The 18,267-nt window shown below is 69.9% G+C and carries 14 protein-coding genes; 2 read left to right on the forward strand and 12 right to left on the reverse strand.

What is annotated here, in order from left to right; translation table 11 throughout:
• A partial coding sequence (locus tag ACFVT1_RS32165) for a KR domain-containing protein (protein ID WP_389801797.1) occupies positions 1-2,114 on the forward strand: 2,114 nt, incomplete at its 5' end.
• A gap of 96 nt (positions 2,115-2,210) precedes the next feature.
• Here ACFVT1_RS32165 and ACFVT1_RS32170 read toward each other — a convergent pair.
• The 5 genes from ACFVT1_RS32170 to ACFVT1_RS32190 all read right to left on the reverse strand — a co-directional run bounded on the left by ACFVT1_RS32170 (position 2,211) and on the right by ACFVT1_RS32190 (position 8,939).
• Positions 2,211-2,993, reverse strand: coding sequence for a thioesterase II family protein (locus ACFVT1_RS32170; RefSeq protein ID WP_389801800.1), 783 nt, complete (start codon positions 2,991-2,993; stop codon positions 2,211-2,213).
• A gap of 16 nt (positions 2,994-3,009) precedes the next feature.
• Entirely contained in the window at positions 3,010-3,876 is an 867-nt protein-coding gene (locus tag ACFVT1_RS32175) for a BTAD domain-containing putative transcriptional regulator (protein WP_389801802.1), read from the reverse strand.
• A gap of 87 nt (positions 3,877-3,963) precedes the next feature.
• Positions 3,964-6,576 (reverse strand): AAA family ATPase, encoded by a 2,613-nt coding sequence (locus ACFVT1_RS32180; RefSeq protein ID WP_389801805.1) that lies wholly within the window; start codon positions 6,574-6,576, stop codon positions 3,964-3,966.
• Positions 6,577-6,853: 277 nt separating this feature from the next.
• Positions 6,854-8,191 (reverse strand): carotenoid oxygenase family protein, encoded by a 1,338-nt coding sequence (locus tag ACFVT1_RS32185; protein WP_389801808.1) that lies wholly within the window; start codon positions 8,189-8,191, stop codon positions 6,854-6,856.
• A gap of 49 nt (positions 8,192-8,240) precedes the next feature.
• On the reverse strand, positions 8,241-8,939 hold the full coding sequence (locus ACFVT1_RS32190; protein ID WP_389801811.1) for a VOC family protein: 699 nt from the start codon (positions 8,937-8,939) through the stop codon (positions 8,241-8,243).
• Positions 8,940-9,604: 665 nt separating this feature from the next.
• On the opposite strand from ACFVT1_RS32190, the gene ACFVT1_RS32195 reads away from it, so the two are divergent.
• On the forward strand, positions 9,605-10,702 hold the full coding sequence (locus ACFVT1_RS32195; RefSeq protein ID WP_389802004.1) for a PucR family transcriptional regulator: 1,098 nt from the start codon (positions 9,605-9,607) through the stop codon (positions 10,700-10,702).
• Positions 10,703-10,778: 76 nt separating this feature from the next.
• Here ACFVT1_RS32195 and ACFVT1_RS32200 read toward each other — a convergent pair whose 3' ends face one another.
• From ACFVT1_RS32200 to ACFVT1_RS32230, 7 genes are all read right to left on the reverse strand, one after another.
• Complete coding sequence (locus ACFVT1_RS32200; protein WP_389801814.1) at positions 10,779-12,413, reverse strand: FAD-dependent monooxygenase; 1,635 nt, start codon at positions 12,411-12,413, stop codon at positions 10,779-10,781.
• A gap of 78 nt (positions 12,414-12,491) precedes the next feature.
• Positions 12,492-12,851 carry an ACT domain-containing protein gene (locus ACFVT1_RS32205; protein ID WP_389801817.1) on the reverse strand — a complete coding sequence of 120 codons (360 nt, stop codon included), beginning with the start codon at positions 12,849-12,851 and terminating at the stop codon, positions 12,492-12,494.
• Positions 12,852-13,052: 201 nt separating this feature from the next.
• Positions 13,053-13,631, reverse strand: a complete 579-nt coding sequence (locus ACFVT1_RS32210; protein WP_389801820.1) for an NADPH-dependent FMN reductase — start codon at positions 13,629-13,631, stop codon at positions 13,053-13,055.
• Positions 13,628-15,520 carry an FAD-dependent monooxygenase gene (locus tag ACFVT1_RS32215; RefSeq protein ID WP_389801823.1) on the reverse strand — a complete coding sequence of 631 codons (1,893 nt, stop codon included), beginning with the start codon at positions 15,518-15,520 and terminating at the stop codon, positions 13,628-13,630. The genes ACFVT1_RS32210 and ACFVT1_RS32215 overlap by 4 nt, the downstream gene beginning before the upstream one ends.
• Before the next feature lie 58 nt (positions 15,521-15,578).
• A complete protein-coding gene (locus ACFVT1_RS32220) occupies positions 15,579-16,493 on the reverse strand; it encodes a WD40 repeat domain-containing protein (RefSeq protein WP_389801826.1) in 915 nt (304 codons plus the stop codon).
• Positions 16,490-17,767 carry a phenylacetate--CoA ligase family protein gene (locus ACFVT1_RS32225; RefSeq protein WP_389801829.1) on the reverse strand — a complete coding sequence of 426 codons (1,278 nt, stop codon included), beginning with the start codon at positions 17,765-17,767 and terminating at the stop codon, positions 16,490-16,492. Before ACFVT1_RS32225 ends, ACFVT1_RS32220 begins: the two co-directional genes overlap by 4 nt.
• Positions 17,764-18,267, reverse strand: coding sequence for a hypothetical protein (locus ACFVT1_RS32230; protein ID WP_389801832.1), 504 nt, complete (start codon positions 18,265-18,267; stop codon positions 17,764-17,766). The genes ACFVT1_RS32225 and ACFVT1_RS32230 overlap by 4 nt, the downstream gene beginning before the upstream one ends.

Here is an 18,267-nt window from a genome sequence, read left to right on the forward strand (position 1 = left end):
CGCAGCTGGTGACCCTGCTCAAGGCGCTCGCTCATGTCCACGTGCATGGTGCGGAGGTCGACTGGAGTGGCTTCATCCCCGCCCGGGGCGGGGTGATCGACCTGCCGACCTACCCGTTCCAGCGGGAGAACTACTGGCTCGACAACCCGGCCCCCGTCCAGGCCGACGCGACACGCAACGACGCGGAGGACGTGTTCTGGGAAGACGTCGAGCGGGGCGACCTCGCGGATCTGGCCGAATCACTGGAGCTGGGCGACGAGCAGAGCGCCTCGCTGCGGGCCGTGCTGCCCGCGCTGGCGGCCTGGCGCAAGCAGAGCCAGTGGCGCTACGGGCTGCGCTGGCGGCCGCTGAAGCACCAAGACGGGACGGAACCGTCCGGCACCTGGCTCATACTCACCCCGCCGGACGCCGAGACCAGGGCCGTCTCCGCGACCGCGGCCGGCTCCGAACACACGGCCGCCCCCGAGACCACAGCCGCCTCCGAGCCCACGACATGGGCACTTCAGGTACTGAGGGAGCGCGGCGCCCGAGTCGTGCAACTGCCCGTGGATCCGGCCGATCCCGGCTCTGCGGCCGTCCTCGCCAAGCGGATCAGCGGTGTGCTCAGCGACGATCTGCCGCTCAGCGGTGTCCTGTCGTTCGCCGCCCTCGGCGCAGGCACCACCGCACACACCGCCGAGCCCGGGACCGCCTTGCACCAGGTGCTGCACGAAGCGCTCGTCGGCGCCGGGATCGACGCCCCACTCTGGTACGTGACCCGGGGCGCGGTGTCCGTGGGATCGGCCGACCCGCTGACCCGCCCCGGACAGGCCAGGCTCTGGGGTACGGCCAGGGCGTCGGTGGCGGACGGCGGCCGGCCCTGCGGCGTCGTCGATCTGCCCGAGATCCTGGACGTACGGGCAGGCGCGGCGTTCTCCGCGGTGCTCACCGACCCCCATGGGGAGAATCAGGTGGCGGTCCGGGCCTCCGGTACCTTCGTACGCCACCTGACCAGGGTCTCCGGCGCGGGCATCCGAGCGGCTGACGGGCGCGTCGTCTCCGGCACCGTACTCGTCACAGGCGGCGACACCGTTCCGGGTACGGAAGCGGCCCGATGGCTCGTACGCAACGGGGCCGCGCGGATTCTGATCACTGCCGAACGCTCCGACGGACTGCCCCGGCTCGCCGCCGAACTGTCCGCCCTCGGCGCCGTTGTCGACACGGCCCATTGCGACCCGGCCGACCGTGAGGGGCTGGCCGCGGTCCTCGCGGCGATCCCCGTGGAGTCCCCGCTGACCGCCGTCGTGCACGCCGGCGCGATGCACGGCGGGACGTGGGACGCGCACCGTACGGGCGTCCGCGCAGGAGCGGACGCCCAAGTGGCGGCCGCGGTACACCTGGACGAGCTGACCCGGGGCGCGGACCTCGAATCGTTCGTGGTGTTCTCCTCGGCTTCGGGTCTCTTCGGCACTCCGGGACCCGGCGAGGATGCCGGGGTGCACGCCTTCCTGGACGCGCTGGTCCACCACCGCCGGGGGCTCGGCCTGCCGGGCACCTCGGTGATCTGGGGCCGCTGGTCCGGCGACGGGGGATCCGCCGGGGCGTCCGGGCACCACGCGATGCGCCCCAGGATGGCGGTCCGCGCCCTCGGCCGGGCGCTGGCGAGCGGCGAGGCCACGTCGGTGGTGGCGGACATCGACTGGGAGCGGTTCGTGCCCGAGTTCTCCGGCCGGGGACCGGAGTCGCTGATCGCCGGCGTACCGGAGGCGGAGCCGTTCCTGACGGCCCGGTCCGAGCGTCCCGAACCGGGACCGAGCGCCCTGCCGGACCAGTTGGCGGAGCTGTCCCCGAGCGCTCAGGAGGCGCTCCTGCTGGAGCTGATCCGGAAGCACGCCGCCACCGTGCTCGGCTACCCGTCGGCCGAGCTGGTGGACACCACGGCGGACTTCCTTGAGCTCGGGTTCTCCTCGTTCACCGCACTGGAGCTGCGCAACCGGCTGTGCACGGTCACCGGACTCACGCTGACGCCGATGGCGGTGTACGACCACCCCACGCTGGAGCGGCTGGCCGGATATCTGCGGATCGAACTCGTCGGGGAGCCGGTGCCCGGGGCGGAGCCGCGGACGGACGGGTAGCACGGTGACACGGAACTGCCCGCCCGCGGGATCCGCGGGCGGGCAGTCGGCCGGCCTCCGTAAGGGCTGTCCGGAAGAAAGGCGGTACGCGAGAGGTCAGCGATCCGGCCGGACGGCGTGCGCGGCGGACGGACGCGGGGCGAGTTCGGACAGCCGACGGCGCAGCAGCCCGGCGATGGCCTCCGTGTGGTCATTGATGAAGAAGTGCCCGCCGCTGAACGTCTCCAGGGCGAACCGGCCCGTGGTGTGCTCCCGCCAGGCTCGTGCGTCATCGAGGGACACACGCGTGTCGCGGTCACCGGTGAGCACGGTGACGGGGCACGAGAGCATCGTTCCGGGGCGGTGACGGTAGGTCTCCACGGCCCAGTAGTCCCCACGGATCGACGGGAGCACCATCTGCAGGATCTCCTCGTCGTCGAGGAGTGCGGGGGCGGTACCGGCCAGACTCTTCAGCTCCCGGACCAGCCCGTCGTCGTCGAGCAGCCGCACCTTGTCGTCGTGGTGGCGCGACGGCGCGCGTCGCCCGGACGCGAACAGTTCCACGGGGCCCTCGCCGTCGTCGGTGAGACGCAGAGCGACCTCATGGGCGACGACCGCGCCCATGCTGTGGCCGAAGAAGACCAGAGGCCTGTCGCGGTACGGCGACAGCGCGGCGGCCACCCGGTCGGCGAGCGTGTGCAGATCGCGCAGCGTCTCCTCGGACCTGCGCTCCTGCCGGCCCGGGTACTGGACGGCCAGCACCCCGGCGTTCTGCTGCAACGAGGTGGCCAGGGGATGGAAGTAGCTGGCCGCCCCACCCGCGTACGGGAAACACACCAGCCGGGGGCCGGACGGCGGGCCGGGCTGGAAGCGCCTGATCCACAGGTCGCTGTCGGTCATCGATTCCCCTCGTGGTTCACACTGCTTCCAGATATTCGAGCCTGCTGTCGGAGACCAGGATCGCCTGCTGGAGATCGCGGAGGCCCCGGCAGGGCGCGAGGCCGAGCTCGTGGTAGAGGTTGTCGCGCAGAGACCGATAGGCGGCCAGGGCGTCGGCCTGACGGTCCGAACGGTACAGGGCGAGCATCAGCTGACGGTGGAACGCCTCCCGCAGCGGATAGTCGGTGACCAGCGTGTGCAGATCACCGATCAGATCGCGGTGCTCCCCGAGCGCCAGCTTCGATTCGAACAGCAATTCCGAGCACTCCAGGCGCAGTTCGTCGCACCAGGTGGCGAAGGACTTGATCGCCTGGATGTCCTCGATCCCGCTGAACGCGGAGCCCCGGCACAGGGCCAGGGCGTGCCGGAACGACCCGACGGCCTGCTCGTGACGCTTGGCGCGCGCGTGCTCCTTGCCGAGCTGGAGAAAGCGCTGGAAGTCGTGCAGGTCCAGCTCGTCGTCCGAGAGATTCAACAGGTAGCCGGGCGCCCGCGTCACGATCGGACTCTCCTCCCGTCCCGGGGCGGCCAGCAGCTTCCGCAGGTTCGACACGTACACCTGCAGGGACGCGATGACTCTGCGGGGCGCCCGGTCTCCCCAGATCTCCGCCACCAGCGCGTCCATGGACACGACCTGCCCCGCTCGTACCAGGAGGAGGGCGAGCACCGCCTCCATCTTCGGAGCGCTGATGAACCCACTGCTCCTGGGGCCTCTCACCCGCAGGGGGCCCAGTACCTCGTATCTGATCCCGGTCGGTGGCGCCGGGGCACCGGGGGCTCCAGGAACCCCGCCCCCGCCGAACGTTCCGAGCCGTATCTCGGCTGCGGCAGCCAAGTCCTCCATCAGCACACTCCCGTTCCGTCGCTGGGCAACGATCGATTTGTGCAAACGGTCTCCACGTTAAGTGGGCCGTTCTGGGCTCACCAACCCCTAATCCTGCGGGGCGCCCCCTAGGAGGGGGACCTCGCTGTTCCAGGCGCGGGCGTACTCGACGAGTTCGGCGCGGCCGGAGATGCCGAGCTTGCGGTAGACCCGGGTGAGATGCTGCTCGACGGTGCTGACGGTGATGAACAGGTCACCGGCGATCTCGCGGTTGCTCCGGCCGGACGACGCGAGGGCCACCACGCGCAGCTCGGCCTTGCTGAGACGCGACGCGGATTCCTGTTCGCCCGCCGTCCGTTGAGGGGGTACCCGGCCGGCGACCGCCGCCGCCTCGGCCAGCAGATGCCGGATCTGGCCCTCGATCCGCGGGCAGCGGCCGTCGGACTCCCGGAGCTGGGCCTTCAGAATGCGGCGGGCGTCGTGCGGCCGGTCCAGGCGCAGCTGTGCCTCTCCCACACCGACCCGCCAGTCCGACAGCAGAGGAAGATCGACGGACCAGGTCCGCAGGAGCTCGCCGCAGCGTTCGAAATCCAGCAGCGCGCGCCGGGGCTCGCCCACCGCGAGGTTGTAGCGGCCGCGCGCCGCGAGGAACCCCGGCCCCGCGCTGCCCCGGAAGGTGTGGGGCGGCAGCACCCGGTCGGCCAGCGGTGCGGCCTCCTCGGCCCGCCCCTGCTCGACGAGAGCGGTGATCAGAGTGGACAGCGGACCGGCGAGGGCGACTCCCCAGCCGGCCTCGGAGATCTCGTCGAGTGCCAGGCGTGCCAGGCGTTCCGCCTCGGCCGGATCGTCCAGGCGCAGCGCGATCTCCGCCCGGCAGGCGGTGAGGATCGCCGTCCACAACGGAGCCCGGTTCTCCGCCGCCTGTTCCAGGAGCCGGTCGGCCGACCATGCGGCCTCACGGGTGTGCCCCGCCGCGAGCAACTCGGCCAGCGCGATCGCCACATGAGGAAGCGACCCCTCCGTCAGCCGTACCCCGCGCAGCCTTTCGGCGGCCCCGCCCGGGTGGCAGTGAGCGGTACCCGGGGGGAACGGCGCGGCCATGGCGTGCGCCCCGCGGCCGGCCGGCTCCCTGTCGGCCCTGCCCCGCGGCCGGTACGGGCCGACGGCGGCCGACGTGTCGAAGCCGGGATAGAGGTACGAGAACCACACCCGCACCTGATTGAAGGCGTCCGGCGCCGTGTCGGGCGGCGCCGACGAGAGCAGCGCGGCGGCCTCGTCGACCTCGCCGCCCCACAGCAGACACTTGGCCAGCAACGGTTCGGCGCCGCCCGGCAGGCTGCCGCGCCGGTCCGGTGCGGACAGCTGGGCCGCGTACCGGAAGGCGAGAGCCGGGTCGGTCTGCCACAGCGCCTCGGCCAGTGCCACGGTCACCCGCTCGGCCTGCGGTCCGTCGGCGCCGGTGCGATGAGCCAGCCGCAGATAGCGAATCCTCAGTTCGGAGCGCGGGCCCTCTGTGTGGCGCTGCGCCGTTTCCAGGAGCGCGCGCACGGCCCAGTCCTCGCTGCTGCCTCCCGCGGACTCGATCAGCGGGGCGATGGTCTCCACGTCGGCGCCGTCGTGGTAGAGGAGCCGAGCGGCGCGCAACTGGAAGTGGCACCGGGCTGTCGACGGGACACCGGTGCGGATGCTCTCCCCGATCCCGGGCGACCTGAGCTGCCCTCCGTCGGTGAACCCCATGCTCGTCAGCTCGGCGAGAGCGCGCCGGACGCTCTGCGGGGAGGTGCCGAGCAGCCTGGCGAGCAGGACGGGGGTGGCGACCTCGCCGAGAGTGGCCAGCGCCTGAGCGGTATGCAGGACGGCCGTCCCCGCCCGCCACAGGCAGCGCATCACGGCGTGACCGAACGCCTCGTGGCCGGGGGCGTCCTCCCGTACTCCCGCCGTTTCGCCGCCGGACGGTGTGCCGTACTGCGCAAGTGCGCCGAGGAGTACGGGGTTTCCTCCGGTCATTGCGTGCCAGGCGGGTGCGAGCCGCGCGCCGGCCACCGGTCCGAGCGCGCGGGTGAGCAGATCGCGCGTACCGTACGCCGACAGCATCGACAGCCGGACCTGGGTCACCTCCCGGTGCGAGGGCAGGGTGCGGTAGAGGGCGAGGTTCTCGGCCGGCTCACCCGTACGGCAGGCCAGCACCGTGAGGATCCGGGCGCCCTCCCAGCCGTGAAGCAGGGACATGACAATGTCGAGCGATGCCGTGTCCGCGTGCTGCACGTCATCGACGGCAATGATTACCGGGGTATGACGTGAGATCTCCAGAACGGTTTCGCTGAAGATCCGGGAAGCGGCCGACCGGCCCTGTGCCGTTGATTCGCCCCCGGAATCGGCAGTGAATTCCCCGGGCAGTGAATCCAGTAGCTGCGTCAGTACCCCCTGGGGCTGCGCCCCCTCGACCGCCCGGCCCGACGCGGACAGGACGAGGGCGCCTTCTTCCCGGGCGGCTGTGGTGAAGACCCGCAACAACTCCGTCTTGCCGCTCGCCACTGCCCCGCTGACCTGCACGATCTGTCCGGCCCGGGTGCGTGTCAGGGCGAAGGCGTCCGTCAGCCGGGCCAGCGGGGCCGCGCGCTCGGACAGTGTCTTCGCCGCCCCGTCCTCTTCGGAACGCGGGTCGTCGTGTGCCGTCGTTTTTTCGGTACGAGGAGGTGAGGAATATCGCGGATGGAACACTCTCCGTACCTCCGAGAACTGATAGAGAGACGTAAAGTCGACGCGTACGAAGACAGACTTCAGGATGATTGCATCTCGAATCAATGAGGTGCAACAACCGCCTGGTTCAGTCGATTCCGGGACTTCCCAGGTGCGCAATTCCGGTGAGGGTTCTTCACCTGTGGGCAGGCGGCGCCCCGGGAGAAGGGGTTGACAGAGCCACGGCGCCCGCCCGCCGCTGCCTTCGGCAGGAACGACGGGCGGGCGGAGGGCCGGCCGGTCCGGGACGGCTGCGTGTTCAGTCGAGGTCGGGAACCCAACTGCCGTGGAAGCCGGGCGGAACGCGTACGGGGAGATGCACCCGGGCCACGGGTTCGCCGGTGAAATCCTGCGCGGACAGGATGAGGAGATCCGTGGCGTCGCGTTCCGGGTCGAAGACATAGGCCATGACGTAGCCGTGGTCCTCCGGGGCGTCGGGCACGGCAGGAGCGAAGACCGCCTCGGCGACCGCGGAGTCGACGGGGAACAGCCGTCGCTCCGTCGTCCCCTTCGCGTAGTCGCGCTTGAGCATCACCTCGCCCGATCCGGTGTCGAACACCGCGTCGGACGCCACGGTGTAGCCGTACCGGTGCTTGAGCGACACGACGCGTTCGTCGACCCGGGGGAACTCCTGGTTCTCGTCGTCGAGTGTCTCCTGGAGCACCTTGCCGGATTGCAGGTTGATCGTCCAACGGTCCAGAACGGGAGCGGAGTTGCCGTCGAGTCCGCCCTTCTGCAGCATGCGCGGGAACCTGGTGAGGTCCACCACGACCGTGTCGTCCTCGTCGTACGCGTTGAGGGTGTGGAAGACCCAGCACGGTTCGAGGTCGAACCAGCGGACCTCGTCGGAGCCGCCGTGCCGGGGCAGCAGACCGATGCGGGCCTGGTGGTCGTTGTTCCAGGCGTACGGCAGCCGGGCCCCGGTCCTGGCGAGAGGGGCGTTGTAGGTGATCGGCAGGTCGTAGATCACCGCGTACTTCTGGGTGAGGGCGAAGTCGTGCATCATCGGCCCGTCCTCGACCGGCACGTTCACGGTGCGGGTGACGGTGCCCCCGGCGTCGATGACGATGTACTGGACGTGGTCCCAGCCCGCGTAGTACGCCACCGCGTGCAGTTCACCGGTCACCGCGTCGCGCTTGGTGTGTGCCGTGTATCCGCCCGGCAGGCCCCCGCCGAAGTCGAACGGGCCGAGCGTGTCCAGCTCGTAGCTCATCTCGTACGGGCGGATGCCGGCCTCGACGAGGGCGAGGGTGCGGCCCGCGTGTCCGATGACATGGGTGTTGGCCGCCGCGTCCCGGTCGGCGAAGACGGGACCGGCCGGCCACGGCTCGCCGAGCCGTTCGGCCACGCTCCGGGAGCGGACCCAGCGATTGCGGTACCACTCGGCACTGCCGTTCCGCAGCCGCACACCGTGGACCATGCCGTCGCCGGTGAACCAGTGATAGGCCTGAGGGTCCTCAATACCCACCGGATTGGGGCCGTTGCGGAGATAGCGGCCGTTGAGTTCGGTGGGAATCCGGCCGGTGACCGGAAGATCGAGCGCGGTTATCTCCTCGGAGACCGGCCCGATGCGTCCTTCCAGGAATCGATTCTTCATACGTGCGTGTTCCTTTCTCGGTGCCGGGCGTCGGGCGCGGGGCCGGGAATCACAGCGCGGCGAAGCCCAGCCCGTTGTCGTCGAACGTCAGCCGGAGGGATCTGCCGGGCGCCTCGATCTCCACCGCGGACAGCCCCTCGGGGGCGGCCTGCTCCAACACCAGGGAGCTGTTGTGGAGCAGGAGCACGGCGGATTCGCCGTCGAGCCGCACCCGGTCCTCCGGAATGCCGTACACCAGCCGGTAGTGCCGCACCGCCGAGGCCAGGTCCGACACCTGGATCGTGGCGGAGCGCAGCCGCATGTCGATCGGCACGTCGGGCAGCTCGGAGTGGTACTCGATGACCCACGGCATCAGGTGGTACTGACCGAAGAACAGCGAGGAGAAATGAATTTTTGAGCCGTCCGGCTGAGGCACCCAGGTGGAAATGGGTCCACAGTTCTTGACGGTGTCCGGCAAATTCTTCTGAAGGTTCGCGAGATCTTCGGTGCACAGCGTGGCCGAGAAGATGCCCGGACCTCGCTCCGCCAGATACTGGACGAATTTCTTCCCGAACGGGGAAAGGGTGGCCTGGTCGGGTTCGGAAACCGCCATGATTTCCAGGAAACTTCCGTTCAGGGCGACAACCCGGCCCGTTATTCCAGGAATGGTGGCGGTGGGAACCTCGAAGGAGACGCCCAGCGCGTCTTCTATTTGCGTAATTGATTCGTCAAGATCGTGTACAGCGAAAGTTACGTGATCCAAGAACACTGCGGTCCCCCTTGGCTCTTATGAGCAACGGCAGCCTGCCGCAGTCGTCGCGTGCCGATGCGGCCGCTGTACCGGTTCCACTATCGGCTCCGCCGCGGGTTGCTCCGCATGCTCAGTGTCGAAGCCGGGTGGGGGAGCCTGCACACCTGGGAAGCACCTTGGGACAGGCCGGATGCGTTGCGGCTGAGCTCTCGGACGGCGGTCGGTGCCGTCGTGGCCGGTTTTGCATGGCATTGCGGGAGTGGCGAGCGGATCCGGAATGCCGGTGGCGAGTTGCAGTGGCGCGGCCGAACGCTGGCGCAGAGTTCCCGATACTCCGTAAAGGAATAGCCAAGGGAAGTACAACAATCGGTATGTGTGATGCAGGTCATAGTCACTGCTGTGGGGGGTGGAGGCAACCGGATGGAAGTCAGTTCGAATCTGTGCAAGATTGGGCGCTGTTTTCGGCTCTTCGTGCTCCGCGCCCTTCGAGCCACCCCGGCAGGATTTCTGCTCATCTGCGGGGTCGGCGGTGGTTGGTCTGACGTGGTTGAATTTTGGACGGCCGGAGTGTATCGCTACATGTATGGGGGCATGTGATGGGTACTTTGGAGCTTTCTCGCGGAGACATACTTTCCAGGCTTGCGGCGCGTACGGAAGAAATCGCCCAGGAAATCTGGTTGAAGGTGCAGATGTATGCGGAGGGCGGGGGCCTGGTCGGCTCGGCAGGCAGCGCGGAGCTCGTGCGCTCGGTCCTCGACAGGGGACTGGAGCTCTACCGGCAGGGGGGGCACCTGCCCGCGGAAGAAATCGCGAGGTGTGCCGCACTCGCCGTGCAGCTCGCCGAGCGGGGGGAGCGCATCGCACCCCTGCTGCACGCCTGGGAGGTCGGCTGCTCGGTCGCCGTCGCCGACTGCTGGGTCTCGGCCCGGCCCGGGGAGCAGAGTGAGCTGGTTTCCCTGACCCAGTGGGCATCCACCGGAGTGAAGGAGATCACCGCCGCGATCAGCCTCGCCTACGTCCACGCCCAGAAGCAGGCCGGGCTCGACACCTCGCGCCGGGTACTCGCGGATCTCATGCTCAACGGAGCCACGACCGACGAACTCGCGGCCACCGCGCACCACACACCGGCGAAGGAGTACGTGGCCGTGGCCGGCCGGGTGGTCGGTGAGATCGCGCCGAGCGCCGCCACCGTGGCGCGTGCCTCGGCCGCACTGACGACCGGAGACCTGGGACTGAGCTGCCAGGCCGGCCGCCATCTGTGCATCCTGGCTCCGATCCGCTCGCACAGCGGCCCGGACGAACAGGCCGGACAGATCGTGGAGACGCTCAAGCGGGTGGGTATCACCTTCGCCGCGCCCGCCGGCGCGGTCATCGCACCCCGTTCGGAGCTCGCCGTGGCCATCCAGCAGGCCGCCAGGATCGAGTCGCTCGCCAACATCGCCGGGCTCGACGGCAAGACGGTCGAGAGCAACCAGGTCATCAGCGAGCTCGCCATCTCCAGGGACAGCGAGTACCGCAGGCAGTTGATCTCCCTGATCGATCCGATCGTGGAGACCCCGGAGCTCCTCAAGACGCTCCGTACGCTCTATCTCATGGACCTGGACAGGACCAGGACGGCCCGTCGGCTCAACGTCGCGCGGCGGACCCTGACCTACCGTCTGGAGCGGATCGAACAGCTGACGGGAATCAACCCCGTACGCACCCGCGGCATTCTCGCGTTCGTTCTCGCGCTCGCCGCACGGGATCTCGACTCGTCCTGTGCCGTGCCCGAGAGCGCCTGACCCCGGCACCGCCCAAGCCTCCGAGTCCGTCCGGTGATCCGGACGGACTCGGGGGGCCGCGGCGGCCGACCGCGGATCAGCGCGGGGTTCCGGACGCCGCGTGACCGATGAGGCCGAGTGCCGCCGCGCTCAGCCGCCGACGCGCACGCGAGCACTCCTCGGACGTCCGCCAGCCGATGAAGCCGTCGGGCCGGACCAGTACGGCGCCCTCGGCGCCGATGCCGTAGGAGGAGAGGAACGTTCCCTCGACATCGACGTACACCGGCCCCTCACCGGGCACCGCCCGGTGTTCCGGGCCGACGATCCGGCGCACGGCCACGGCGGGCTCCCGCGCGTCGAGCGGTTCGGCCGCCACGTCCCAGGCACCGCCCGGAGCGGCGGTCAGCAGGACGAAACCGCCGCCGAACAGATCCAGCGCCGAGATCCGCCGTCCCTCGTGCTCCAGCACGACATGCGGGGCCCGGGTCCCCGGGCGCCCCGACGGGCGGTGCGGGTCCTCGGACACCGCGGCGTCACCGGCCGGCTCGTCCGAGCCGCGGCACTCACGGGCGGCCGTGAGCAAAGACGGGTAGCAGTAGCCGAGTTGCACGGTCGCCCGGGACTCGGACGACGACTGCCCGATCCGGGCCAGGGTCTCCTGCACCGTGTAGTCCGCGACCGGACGGCGCTCGGCGTCGTAGGTGTCGAGCAGGGTCTCGCCCGCGGCGCCCGCCAGCACGGCGGCCAGCTTCCAGGCGAGGTTGTGACCGTCCTGGACCCCGGTGTTGCCGCCGAACCCACCGGCGGGCGGCATCGCGTGCGCGGAGTCACCCACCAGGAAGACCCGGCCGGACCGGAAGCGGTCGGCGACCAGGGCCGCGCTCTCCCACGCCATGGCGCTGTGCACCGTGACCTCGGTCCCGGGGTCGTCCGCGGCCACCCGGACCAACGCCCGGGTGCTCTCCCGCAAACCGTCCTCGGAAGGGTCGATGCCCTCGAACAGCGGGAAGCCGAGCTGCCACATCCGGGACTCGCTGCTGCCGCGGGCGAACAGGAAGGCGCCGGCCTTCTTGACGATGACGGCCATCGCCCGCCGCCCCCGGAGCACCGGTTCCAGATCGGCGTCGAAGATCGCGCTCACCGAGCGTCCGAGAGCCCCCGGCCCATGGCGTCCGATGCCGAGCGCCTCCCGTACCGGGCTGCGGATCCCGTCGGCCGCCAGCAGATAGTCGCAGCGCACCGTCCAGCTCCCCGAACCGTCGGTCTCGTGCAGCGTCGCCGTGACCCCGTCCGCGTCCTGGACGAGGCCGTCGAAACGGGTCCCGAACCGCACCTCGGCGCCCAGTTCCCGCGCGCGCCCCAGCACCAGCGGCTCCAACCGCTGCTGATCGCACAGGCGCATCCCGGTCGGGCTGATGTCGAGCGTCTCGTCGTGGTGGTTGCCGGTCGGCACGTAGTGCTCGTCGGCCAGCGTGTCCACCACGACGAAACCGATGGGTCCGGGATCACCCGCCTCGCGGACCGCGTCCTCGATCCCCACCGAGCGGAACAGTTCCATCGAGCGGGCCGTCACCAGCCGCGCCCGCGGATGCACCGACGTACCCGGCCGCTGCTCGACCAGCAGGCACTCGACGCCCTCGGCGGCGAGGAACAGAGCAGCCGACAGACCGCTCAGACTCCCTCCGACTATCAGGACGGGGACATGCCGTGGGGTGCTGTGCTGGTCTCGCATTCAAGCCCTCTCGTCGCCGGCCCGCCCGCACGGCCGCCCGTTCTCATGTCTGTACTTTCAACATAAAGGACAGGGCGCCTACTTCAGCAGTGGACTCGGTTCGCCTTGCTGGAAAGTGGACTTGAGATGTCTGGAAGCCCTGTCCGCGTCCCGTTCCCGGGTCACCACCGCGATGAAGTTGTCCGTGGCGGCGACCATCTCCACCGCGACATCCGCATCGCGCAGCGACTCGAAGTACCGGGCGATGATCTCCGAGTTGGACCGCAGACTGGCGCCGACCAGCGAGACCCTGCCGACCCCGATGTCCACCCGGACCGAGTCGAAACACAGGGTGTCGCGCACCTGCTCCAGCACGGCCATCGCCGTCGCCGAGTCGCGCTCGTCGACGACGAAGGACAGATCGTTCCGGCCGCCGGGCGCGGAGGTGTTCTGAGCCATGTCCGACCTGATGCCGGAATCGGCCAAGGTCCGGAAGATCTCCGCAACGACCCACGACTGCGTGGGAGCGCCGCGGACCGTTACCCGGGCAACCCGGAGGTCATGACACACGCCGTAGATGATGGGGTGTTCCATCGAGTGAGCCCCCTTTCCGTCGCTGGCATGGCCCCGCTCGGCGCCATGGTTCCTTCTGCCGTCCCGTCAGCCGAGCAGCGGACGTGCCGCCGCCCGGGTGCGGGCGAAATCGGTGACCTCGATCCCCATCGAACTCAGCTGGTCCGCCGTGCGGTCCTCCGGACCGCCCGAGAGATCGGTGGCCGCGGCGCCGATCACCACACCGAGCGGTGCCGGCCAGCCGCGCAGCGCGTGCACGATGTCCCGCAGGCTGCGCAGCGCGGCGGCCGGGCCCTGCGGCCCCGCCCCCACCCCGATGCAGCCGACCACCCGCTGTTCCAGATACGGACGGGAGTCCTCGCGCAGATCCTCGAAGTAGTCCAACGCGTTCTTGACCAGACCGGAGACCGCGCCGTGGTACGCGGGTGACGCGATCAGCAGCGCATCGGCCTGCCGCACGGCCTCCAGCATCCGCCGTGCCTTCGGGTCCCGGACGGACGACGAGGGATCGTAGAGCGGCAGCCGCAACTGCTCTCCGACGAAGAACTCCGCCTCCGCCCCGGCGCCGACCGCGGCGGCCGCCGCGCGCCGCAGCGCGGTCTCGGTCCGCGACGGCCGGCCGGAGTGCCCGATACTGCCGCCGAGCGCGACGAGCCGGACGGTCATTCCTTGTATCCGACCGCGAGCCCGTCCCCGAGCGGGATCAGGGTGGTGAACAGGGATTCCTCGGCGAGCATCGCGTCCACCGTCTCACCGATCGCCTTGCCCATCGGGTCCCGCGTGTAGCCGGTCAGCGCGTCTCCGTTCCAGAAGATGTTGTCGGCGACGAACAGTCCGCCGCCGACCAGCCGGGGCAGAGCCACGGCGAACACCTCCGGATAGAGCCGCTTGTCGATGTCGCACAGGATGAGGTCGAAGTCGCCCTCGACCGAACGGAAGGACTCCATCGCGTCCCCGACCAGGATCTCGACCCGGTCCGAGACACCCGCCTTCTCGATAAACGACGCGGCCTTGGCGGCGAGTTCGGGATCGGACTCGGTGTAGTAGACCTTGCCCTCGGGGCCGACGGCGCGGGCCAGCCAGATGGTGGAGAACCCGACCGCCGAACCGAACTCGAACACCCGCTTGGCGCCGGACATCTTCGCCAGCTGCCACAGCAGACGCCCGGACAGCGGACCGATGATCGGAACGTTCTTCTCCCAGGCGTACATGCCGATCTCGGTCATCACCGGATCGTTCTTCGGAGCCTTCTTCCAGGCCCAGTTGAGTGCGGCGTCGTAGCGGAAGTCGAAGCGGTAGATCTCGGTCGGGATCATCGAAGGGTCGAAGGCACCCGGGCCCCGGGAAGACCCCGCGGCCGACGCGGCGGGCGCGGTCTGCCAGGCGCTCGGACCGAGGGCCATCGAACGGAACATCTGTTGCAGTCCGGCGGCGACGGCCTGCGCGGCAGGGCCGCCCGAACCGTCGGTGTCCGGAGCCGCGGCCTGGGTCTGGAACTTGGCGATGTTCTCGACCAGCGGCCGGCGCTCCTTCTCGTACTCGGCCAGCGAGCCGGCCGAGACGTCGTTCTCGGCGAGCGCCCGAGCGGCCGTCCTGGCCGCGGACTGGGCGTCGTACAGCGCCAGGTTCATGTTCTGCCCGCCGAACGTGGTCAGGCTGTGCGCGGTGGAGCCGATCAGCATCACACCGTCGGCCACCCACGTGTCGGCGATGTGCCCGGGGAAGGTGTGGTGGCGTACGTCCTCCCAGCCGCGCAGACCCTTCAGGCTCGGGCGCAGCCGCGGCTCCACCGAGAGGATCCGCTCCAGGAACGTCTCGAACCCCTGCGCCTTCACCTCGTCGAACGAACCGCTGCGGATGCCCCACAGCACACTGACCTCGTCGGGCGCATAGGCGGCCAGACCGAGGTAGCGGTTGTCGCTGGCACGGTAGTTGCTCAGCACCGACGGCCAGTCGTCGGGGCGCGGCGCGAGGAAGGTGATCGCCTCGTAGTCCCAGGCGGCGGGCTGTACCGGGATGCCGGCGAGGTCACGGGTGGGGGAGCCCTCACCGTCCGCGGCGACCACCAGCCGGCATTCCAGGACGCGCTCGGCGCCGTCCTGGGTGAAGGCCACCCCGTTGAGGACGCCGTAGGCGTCTTTCAGCAGGGAACCGACCACCGACCCGTCGAAGATCTGGAAGCCGGGGTGCTTGAGGAGCTCGTCGAGGAACGCGTGCTGCATGACCCGGTACGGCACGCCCAGGCCGTACGCGAACGGGCTGTCCTCGATGTCGGCGTAGCGCAGCGCGGCGATGCGGTCCCCGTCGACGTAGTAGTCGTAGCCGTCCAGCCGGTGGGTGTCCGCCTCCACCGCCTCGCGCACCCCCAGGGAGTCCAGCACCTTGATGGCGCCCGGCTGTATCAGCATGGTCTGGCGCTTGCTCGAACGGTCGGTTTCCCGGTCCACCACGGCGACGCTGTGGCCCGCGTCCAGCAGGGCCTTCGCCAGCGCGAGGCCATGGGGTCCGGCACCGACGACGCAGGCGTCCACCTTCGACGCGAGGTAGTCAGACATGTGTGGTGCTCCTTTGAATGTCGGGCTGGAAAGTGAGTGGTGACGGCGGGCGGCGGGGTCAGGACGGCGGAACGAGGAAGTAGAGCAGCCCGTCGGCCGAACCGGCGGCGAGCCGGCCGCCCTCCCGTGCGACCGACAGGACCGTGTGGCCGGCCCGGTGGCGGCCGAGTTCACGGCCCTCGCGGTCCAGGAGGTAGAGGTGATGGTCGGCGGAGGCGACGGCGATGGTGCCGGACCGGGCGTCCACGCCCTTCACCCAGGACCCCGTGGTGAAGCGCCAGCGCTCCGAGAGCCCGGAGTCGTACGACCGCAGGGTTCCGTCCACGCAGGCCGCCAGCAGCCCTCCGTCGTCGCTGGTCACCATGCGTACGGCGTGGGTCTCCCGGCGGTGCAGCGGCGCGCCGGACAGGTCGAGGACGATCAGCGCGCCCTCGGCCGTGCCCACCGCGAAGCCCTCGTCGACCGCGGCGCATCCGTACACCGGGAAGCCCTCGGTGCGTTCCCAGAGCAGTTCCCCGGTCGCGTGGGCCCGGCAGGTCACCGAGCCTTCGGTGCTCGGCGTGGTGACCCGGTCGTGCCCGAGGCAGATGTCCCAGGCGGAGGGCCCCGACTCGGCCCACAGCACGTTCAGATGACGGTCGATCAGAGCGACGGAACCGTTCCGGCTCACCGCGAGATGGCCGTGCGCGTCCGGTGCCAGGCGCCAACCGCCGACCCCGTTGCGCCGTTCCAGCCGCCGGCCCTGGGGGGAGACCAGTACGACGGCCCCCGCCTCCAGGGAGAGCAGCCAGCCGTCCGGATGGACGGCGATGTCGGTGACGGCGCTGTCGAAACCGATCAGATGGTCCGGTGCGGCACTTCCCCAGCTGCCCAGGGCGAGCCGCCCGGGGGCGACGGCCGCAGCCACCCGGTCGTCGCTCAGCCGGACCGTGGTGACCCAGCCGTCGAGCTGCCAGGCTCTCCGGACGGTCATTTCCGCACTACGTGGGTGAGTTTCCAATTCTTGAAGCCACCTCCCCGCTTGGTGAGTTCGTTGAAGTCGAAGGACAGCTCGACCTCCAGCGGCAGTTCGCGCGCGGCCAGGGCCGTCTCGGCGAGCCGGACGATCTCGGCGCACCGGGCGTCGTCCTGGTGGTCCCGCTCCACCTCCAGGCAGAGCAGGGGCCGGCCGTCGTCCTCGAAGCGGATGCAGTAGCCGAGGAGGCCCGGAATCGCGTAGACGATCTCCTCGATGTCGTAAGGACGCAGCCGGCGGCCCGCGATCTCCAGCTCGTCGGTGGTGCGGCCCAGCACCTCCACCACCGGCAGTTCGAGACCACAGGCGCAGCCGCCGGGCCGACGGCGCACCAGGTCCCCGGTGCGGTAGCGGAGCAGCGGCCGGGCGTCCGCGGTCAGCGTGGTGACGACGAGCTCGGCGACCTCCGCCGACGTGGGCGCACCGGTCTGGGGGTCCACCCACTCGAAGTGGTACATGTGCTCCAGCAGATGCATGCGCTTCTCGGGGCACGAGGTGGAGCAGGTCCCCATCTCCGAGGATCCGTAGGAGTTGATGTAGACCTGGGCGTCCCACATCCGCTCCAGCATGGCCCGCATGGGCTCCGTGAGCAGCTCGCCCAGGAGCAGGATGTTGCGGATGCCGAAGGCGGTCGGGTCGATGCCGCGGCTCTTGAGCTCCGCGTAGAAGTGCAGGCTCAGACCCGGGGTGGTGAGGACGGTGTTGATGCCGGTCTGCTGGCAGATCCGTACGATCTGGTCCCACCCGGAGACGCCCCGGGTGAAGGGGAACGCACGGACGCTGAAGACGTTCATCGACTCCAGGCCGTAGACCATCGCGTCGGCCACCGGCGCGATGTCCGAGGGCACGAGCAGGATCGCCTTGTCCTGGTGCGGCCGCAGGATGCGCTGCCAGTTCAGCAGCAGACCGCGCGTGTTGGCCGCGATGTCCTTCTTCGTCTTGGGCGTCGGCGTGGGTGTACCGGTGGTGCCGGACGACTCGTAGTAGCGGACGGTCTCCGCGAGCGGCACGGACAGGATGCGCAGCCCCGCCTCGCGCAGATCAGCCTTGTCGGTGAACGGCAGCCGTCGCAGCAGGCCGAAGTCCGCCTCCGCCAGTTCGGCCGCCCCCAGGCCGGCCAGCACCGGGGCGTAGAACGGGGACTTGGCGGCCTGGGCCAGTGTCGTACGCAGCAGCCGCAGCCGGTCCGCGTCGAGAGCGCCGGCCGGCGCGTCGTGGAGGGCGGACGTCATGACGCCTCCGCGTCGGTCTCCGTGTTCCTGGTGAAGCACCACGAGCAGCCGCCGGGCCTGAGCTCGAACGTCGCCGTGAGGTCCTGCTTGGCGGCGATGGACGACTGGAGCTTCGTGCAGTACTCGCGGCACGGGTCGTCGAAGGTCAGCTCGATGCCCAGCTTCGCCGCGCCCTGCCGGTAGGAGAGGATGCCGCAGTTGTCGATGTCGAGCTTCGACGCCTCGACCGACGCCTCGTGCACCGTGACGTCCGACCCCCAGCAGTCGCCCAGGATCCGGGTGAGGTTCTCGGTGAAGGGAAGCGCGCCCTCGGTCTTGTAGCGGTCGGACTGCTTGGCGGTCGCCTCGGAGGAGAAGTCGATCCACTCGTCGATGGCGCCGTAGCCGTAGTTGGAGACCATGTACCGCTCCATGCCGGCCTGGGCACGGAAGTACATCGCCTTCCACATCTCGGCCTTGGCCTCGGCCGGAATCGACGGCCGTGCGCTGATGTCAGTCAT

Origin of the sequence: Streptomyces sp. NPDC057963 (assembly GCF_042887155.1) — a bacterium.
Taxonomy (GTDB): domain Bacteria; phylum Actinomycetota; class Actinomycetes; order Streptomycetales; family Streptomycetaceae; genus Streptomyces.

Bases quoted from the DNA above. Each gene is read 5' to 3' on its own strand.
- ACFVT1_RS32210 (WP_389801820.1), bottom strand. From the start codon at position 13,631: ATGACCGTCCGGCTCGTCGCGCTCGGCGGCAGTATCGGGCACTCCGGC.
- ACFVT1_RS32185 (WP_389801808.1), bottom strand. From the start codon at position 8,191: ATGAAGAATCGATTCCTGGAAGGACGCATCGGGCCGGTCTCCGAGGAG.
- ACFVT1_RS32225 (WP_389801829.1), bottom strand. From the start codon at position 17,767: ATGACGTCCGCCCTCCACGACGCGCCGGCCGGCGCTCTCGACGCGGAC.
- ACFVT1_RS32175 (WP_389801802.1), bottom strand. From the start codon at position 3,876: ATGGAGGACTTGGCTGCCGCAGCCGAGATACGGCTCGGAACGTTCGGC.
- ACFVT1_RS32170 (WP_389801800.1), bottom strand. From the start codon at position 2,993: ATGACCGACAGCGACCTGTGGATCAGGCGCTTCCAGCCCGGCCCGCCG.
- ACFVT1_RS32230 (WP_389801832.1), bottom strand. From the start codon at position 18,267: ATGACTGACATCAGCGCACGGCCGTCGATTCCGGCCGAGGCCAAGGCC.
- ACFVT1_RS32200 (WP_389801814.1), bottom strand. From the start codon at position 12,413: ATGCGAGACCAGCACAGCACCCCACGGCATGTCCCCGTCCTGATAGTC.
- ACFVT1_RS32215 (WP_389801823.1), bottom strand. From the start codon at position 15,520: ATGTCTGACTACCTCGCGTCGAAGGTGGACGCCTGCGTCGTCGGTGCC.
- ACFVT1_RS32220 (WP_389801826.1), bottom strand. From the start codon at position 16,493: ATGACCGTCCGGAGAGCCTGGCAGCTCGACGGCTGGGTCACCACGGTC.
- ACFVT1_RS32205 (WP_389801817.1), bottom strand. From the start codon at position 12,851: ATGGCTCAGAACACCTCCGCGCCCGGCGGCCGGAACGATCTGTCCTTC.